This is a genomic window from Candidatus Infernicultor aquiphilus (genome assembly GCF_002784285.1).
Classification (GTDB): Bacteria; Atribacterota; Phoenicimicrobiia; order Phoenicimicrobiales; family Phoenicimicrobiaceae; genus Infernicultor; species Infernicultor aquiphilus.
This window is the reverse complement of record NZ_PFKO01000315.1, coordinates 1-5,338: the sequence shown is the minus strand read 5'-3', so window position 1 is coordinate 5,338 and position 5,338 is coordinate 1. Positions and strand designations below refer to the sequence as shown.

Annotated in this window: 6 protein-coding genes and 1 pseudogene; all 7 read right to left on the bottom strand. The window is 38.5% G+C overall.

Going from position 1 to position 5,338, the window contains the following annotated elements:
• Positions 1–90 (bottom strand): annotated as a pseudogene (locus tag COZ07_RS08835) (ATP synthase subunit F); the annotation flags it as partial.
• A 10-nt stretch (positions 91–100) separates the two neighbouring features.
• Positions 101–520, bottom strand: coding sequence for an ATP synthase subunit C (locus tag COZ07_RS08830; protein WP_406608198.1), 420 nt, complete (start codon positions 518–520; stop codon positions 101–103).
• 2 nt (positions 521–522) lie between these two features.
• On the bottom strand, positions 523–2,517 hold the full coding sequence (locus tag COZ07_RS08825) for a V-type ATP synthase subunit I (RefSeq protein ID WP_406608199.1): 1,995 nt from the start codon (positions 2,515–2,517) through the stop codon (positions 523–525).
• A 90-nt stretch (positions 2,518–2,607) separates the two neighbouring features.
• On the bottom strand, positions 2,608–3,654 hold the full coding sequence (locus COZ07_RS08820) for a V-type ATPase subunit (protein WP_406608197.1): 1,047 nt from the start codon (positions 3,652–3,654) through the stop codon (positions 2,608–2,610).
• Positions 3,647–3,982 carry a hypothetical protein gene (locus COZ07_RS08815; protein ID WP_406608196.1) on the bottom strand — a complete coding sequence of 112 codons (336 nt, stop codon included), beginning with the start codon at positions 3,980–3,982 and terminating at the stop codon, positions 3,647–3,649. Before COZ07_RS08815 ends, COZ07_RS08820 begins: the two co-directional genes overlap by 8 nt.
• A 248-nt stretch (positions 3,983–4,230) precedes the next feature.
• On the bottom strand, positions 4,231–4,755 hold the full coding sequence (locus tag COZ07_RS08810; RefSeq protein ID WP_406608195.1) for a chromate transporter: 525 nt from the start codon (positions 4,753–4,755) through the stop codon (positions 4,231–4,233).
• Positions 4,752–5,312, bottom strand: a complete 561-nt coding sequence (locus COZ07_RS08805; RefSeq protein ID WP_406608194.1) for a chromate transporter — start codon at positions 5,310–5,312, stop codon at positions 4,752–4,754. The genes COZ07_RS08810 and COZ07_RS08805 overlap by 4 nt, the downstream gene beginning before the upstream one ends.
• Between the last annotated feature and the right edge of the window lie 26 nt (positions 5,313–5,338).

Here is a 5,338-nt window from a genome sequence, read left to right as displayed (position 1 = left end):
TTCCCTTTCGTGGACTACCACTCCTTCTATACCAGATAACCTCATGCCAGTCAGGGTGTGGGTATTATCGCTTATTATAAAGACCTTCATAGGGATCCCTCTATATTTTACCCAGTATCATTATGGAGACAATCAGCCCATATATGGCAATACCTTCAGCCAAACCCACAAATATAATGGTTTTACCCACAATATTCGGGTCCTCTGAAATAGCCCCTATAGCCGAGGAGCCTACGACAGCCACTGCATAGCCTGCGGCGATAGCACTAATTCCGGTGGAAAGTGCAGCCGCCAAAAATCCCATCCCCGATGAAGAATTTGCCGAAGATTCAGCACTGGCGATACCCGGTATCAAGAAAAATAGGAAAACCGCTACCAGCACTACATAAATCGATACACTTGCTCTTACTAATTTTCTGATCCTCTTTGCATTAGCTTTATCTTTCTTTAAATAAATATAGAACCCTGCTGCCACGGTCAATCCCGGTATAGCCATGGCCATAAACGATACTGCATACATTTTTAAAACCCCCCTTTCAAATTTATAATGTTGTAAATATATATCCCGATACCCAGGGGAATACCCCTTTTTTTATGATATAAACTTATTCTCCTACCGACAGATGATATACCTTTTATTTTTACCGGGACATATTCTATACCATCTCCCCGGTAATATTTGCTAAAGAGCTCGTAATATTCCAGCCTCAAAGCCTGAATAAATACTATAAGTCCTTCTAAAACGATAATTACTATATTCCCCAATACCAATACTGCCAGGTTTCCCCATGAGGTGCTCATCATCCTGGCTAAGGTGGCAAAGGCTATATAAAGTCCCACATGGGTCAAGGCAAAAGCTCCCACCCTTAGGAAGGATATAGTATTGGAAAGCATGGAAAGCAGAGTCTCTATTACTCCAAACCCCTCTTCTATATAATAATTAGCCGGAGATCCTCTGTAAAGCTTATCGGCATGGAGCAGCTTGTTGGCCAGAGGTTCTTTAAATACCATCAAAATAAGAAGACCCATCATAGTATAAGCCAGTGCTGGTGATATATTACTATGGGTAACGACAACCCGAAATATGGTATATAACAATATTAGGTAAAAGGCAAGTCCTACTACACCATTTCTGCTGAAAAGGCCTTCTTCCATGTTTTTTCCAAGGCTGGAATTTATTATGTTGTATATATAACTACTTAAGATAAGTACCACACCAAAGACCACTGCCACCACCAGCATGTAATTGATGTTTGCCATAGGCCTGATGATGAGCGGTGATAGGATTTCCTCGGAGCCGAAAACACTGCCGTAAACGAAACCAAAAACGGTGGAACTTAAACCTATCCGGCTCAAAATTCCTCCCAGGCTAGTCCTTTTCCATCCCAGTTCTAAAATAAGACCGCTAAAAAGCAGTATAAGTCCCTGGCCCACATCACCGAACATCGCTCCAAAGAGAAGCATATAGGTCAAAGCGAAAAAGGCCGTAGGGTCTTTTTCACGGTAAGCCGGGGTGCCATACATCTTCACCAATATTTCAAAAGGTCTAAATAGTTTTATATTACTAAGTTTTGTAGGTGGGGTTAGGCCCGAACCAGTTTTATTGATATCCTCCACCAAAATTATAACCTCACCCCCGAACTGGCTCTCCAGTTCGCTTTTCAGTCTGGACACACTGCTAACCGGTACGAAGCCAAACATAAAAAATAGTTTATTACCCATGGCAATCTCTGATTTGAGTTCTTCGGTCTTTTTCTCCATTTCCAGCCTGGAATAACCTTTTTTTAATTCTGTAATGTATTTTACCCTATAATCTTCCGAGGATTTTTTAAGGTATTCTATGACCTTTTGGTCCTCACCTATACTTTTCCTAAGTTCCTCCGTAACTTTTGCGGCAGTGCCCCCAAATTCTGTAGGTATAGCCAGAAGGGTATAATTAAGAGAACTAAAAATCTTCTCCAGGGTTTCCTCCAAACTTACTGGAGTTATGGAAGCCACTATGACATATTTGCCTTCCACTCCCACCTTTAATACTACTGCTGGTATGTTCTCGTAATTTTTCTTGAGCTTATCGTAATTTTCTCTGGAAATCCTTATCAGCCTGAATACCAGGTATTTCATATAAATAAACCGGCTTAGATCTAAACTAAACCTGGACAGATATTTAAGGTTATCAATGTACTCTCTTTTTTTATTGATAGAGCGCACCTTTTCTTCTATCTCATCGGCAGTGGAACAAACCTTAGCGTAGATGTCCGAAAGTTGCTTCATAAAGTCATCATAGTCATAATCCTCGCCCAAATATTCCATTCTTAGTTGGGGCTTTATACTAAAAAGACTTAATAATGATTTTACCACTTCTTCGTCTTTAGTAAAATCCCGCTTTGAAGAATAGGGCTTTAAGAAAGGTAGTTCTTCTAAGGCTTCTATGTTTTTCTCACTAGGAGGCAGGAAAAAATCGGTGGAATTCACTCTGACTAAAGCGTTTATCATGTGCATACTCCCGTTTAAAGCCACCAAACGTAAAACCCGGTTTAAAAGAGTTTTTTTACCTATAACTCCTATACTTTTCATTTTTTCTACACTCATAAAAATATCTCCTTGAACTTAGGCCGCTTTCACCAGAAATTTCCTGGCTTCTTCCGGTGGCAGGTCATATCTTATACTCTCTATTATGGAAATGATATCCCTTATTTCAAATTCAAGTGACCACACATATCCTATAGTCTGGATTATACTCATGGTGAACTTATGGGTCATAGCCATGAGTTTATAATAGATAAACCTGTTGATGCGCCTTTCCATATATATATCCCTGGATATTTCTTCTTTTTTAAACAAAAAACCATAGACCGTATTTATGGTCATCCGGTAGAGCTCCTCAAGGTTCTTCGTATAACACATGCCCTGGCGATCCGCAAAAGTCAGTCTATCTCCAAAATTTATGGTGTAGTTTAAAAGCTCTTCCGGTGACAGGTGGTAAAATTTTTTACCTCGGTAGATCCACTGAATATTGTACAGATCAGCTACCATCCCTTCCCATTTCTTCAGCATTTTTCTGTCCTCCCCGGATATTTTTAGCCTTCGGCTTTGAATGATGTTAAAATAACCCATATCCAGAGCCATCTCAAACCTGAAGAGATTTTCTCTCTTGCCATCTACCAGAGGGTTCAAGACCTCAAAAAACTCCGAACCTTCCAAAGAATATATCAAGTCCCTAATCGTCTTTGATTTAAAAAGCCTTTTAGGGTTAACTCGGCTGTATTTGCCTAAAAAGGAGAGGGGTTTTTCAATAGTTTCTGGCTCCTTGCCGTTGAAAATACTTCTGGCCAGGACCTTTAAATCCTCTATCTCATATTTCATATAAAGCGAACGGACAAGGTCCTTATAATCATCCCAGAAATAATGGATAAGTTTATCCATGTTTTTGATCATATTGCGCTTCAGAATGTCTTCCAGGTCTCTCCTGCTGACCGTGTCGAGGTGAATTCCTCCTAATAGCTTGCCGTAAGAAATATTCTCTTTTAAATAGCGGGCTACCTCGGCCACGGACTTCTTCTGAAGCATATTCAAGTAATCTTCCCGTCTCAAAAATTCTTTTTCCATCACCCTTATCTTGGTATTTACGGCTGAATATCTAGTAAGCTTATCCATGACTCTCCCTATGGATATCAAAAATCCGTTTTAATATTTCATCAGTAATATCTTTCAGGGATTTTTCAAATTCCCGCTCCATATTCTTGAGGACTTCCTTAGTATTCAACTTCAGCTGGTCAACTTCCTGTTCTGCTTCTTGCCGTATCTCTTGTGCAGTTTCCTTGGTTTCGTCTTCTATCTGGCTTGCATAATTCCTGAACATTTTCTGTTCTTCTTCTTTACATCGGCGTTCCAGGTCAGCCAGTTGTTTTTTCCTTCTTGCGCTTTTATCAGCTGCTCTGGTGTCGAGCTCCATGAGCCTTTCTATTATAGCTTGCTCTTCCAAAATACCACCTTCTTTAAAGTTTTAAAATTCCCCAAAAAAAGTTTAAAACCTGCCCGCAGTGTACAGGCCTATTTAAAAAGCGATTATCTTTTGACTAAGCTTTATAAGTATATTACTGCTAGGTTACAAAGTCAATTATCAAGAAAGCCAGATATCTGTCATATTTAAACCTCCTTTCATTGAGGAAATGGTGCAAATATCGGGGTCAGCCTGTGAAGACCTGAACCCTCTTTGCTGCTCTTTGCTCTTTAGATATACACTATCACTCCTACTATTCCAGCCAGAATAAGTATCAGAATAGGGTTTAGCTTTTTACTCCTTAATAGGAGAAAACTTACTACTCCGATAATTATCCCTTTTATATCTGAAATACCTCCACCTTTTATTATAGAGTAAGCAGCAGAAGCAATTAAAGCTACCACAGCAGGTCTTAAGCCTTTCAAAATGTTCGTTACCCATATATTTGTTTCAAACTTTTTTAGGAATCTAACAACGATAAGTATAATTATTACTGAAGGAAGGCACACAGACACAGTTGCGACAATAGAACCTAGAATTCCACCTACTTTATATCCTACAAAGGTAGCAGCATTTATAGATATAGGTCCTGGAGTAAGCTGGGAAATAGTAACTACCTCTAAAAATTCTTTATAGGTAAGCCAGTGGAAATTATTCACTATTTCTTTTTCTATAAGAGGTAATATTGCATATCCTCCTCCAAATGCAAAAAGACCTATCTGAGCAAAAATAAGAAAAAGTTGAATTAGAATCATTTTTTCTCCCCTAAAAATAATCCTAGGATAGCAGATATCACTATAGCCAATATAGGATGTATCTTAAAGTAGAGAAGTAAAAACAAGAGAATTGATGCAATAATAACTTCTCTGTATCTTTTTAGAGCATCTCTACCTATATCTATTACTGCACTTATAATGAGAGCAACTATAGCTGGATTTGCTCCTTTAAAAAAGTCTTGAACCGCTGTAAGTTCTCGAAATCCTAAGAAAAACATTGCCACTAATATTATCGTAACAAAAGAAGGAAGTATTGCTCCAGTTACAGCTACTATAGAACCTAAAGTTCCACAGATTCTATATCCAACAAATGTAGCAGTATTTATTGCAATTGGTCCTGGAATACTCTGTGATACTCCTATTCCGTCTATAAAATCCTCTGAACCAATCCACTTTTTCTTTTCTACTACTTCATTCTTTATAAGAGGAAGCATGGCATAGCCTCCCCCCCAAGTAAATACTCCTATCTTAAAGAATACAATAAAGATAGAAAGAAGTAAATCAAGCTTAGACCTTGTATCTTCCTTTACATTCATGAGTCCCCTCTAAAATAAAATATAAT

What these genes read in the sequence shown, in the direction of transcription:
- COZ07_RS08830 (WP_406608198.1), bottom strand. Translation starts at nt 520, where the DNA reads ATGTATGCAGTATCGTTTATGGCCATGGCTATACCGGGATTGACCGTG.
- COZ07_RS08810 (WP_406608195.1), bottom strand. Translation starts at nt 4,755, where the DNA reads ATGATTCTAATTCAACTTTTTCTTATTTTTGCTCAGATAGGTCTTTTT.
- COZ07_RS08805 (WP_406608194.1), bottom strand. Translation starts at nt 5,312, where the DNA reads ATGAATGTAAAGGAAGATACAAGGTCTAAGCTTGATTTACTTCTTTCT.
- COZ07_RS08820 (WP_406608197.1), bottom strand. Translation starts at nt 3,654, where the DNA reads ATGGATAAGCTTACTAGATATTCAGCCGTAAATACCAAGATAAGGGTG.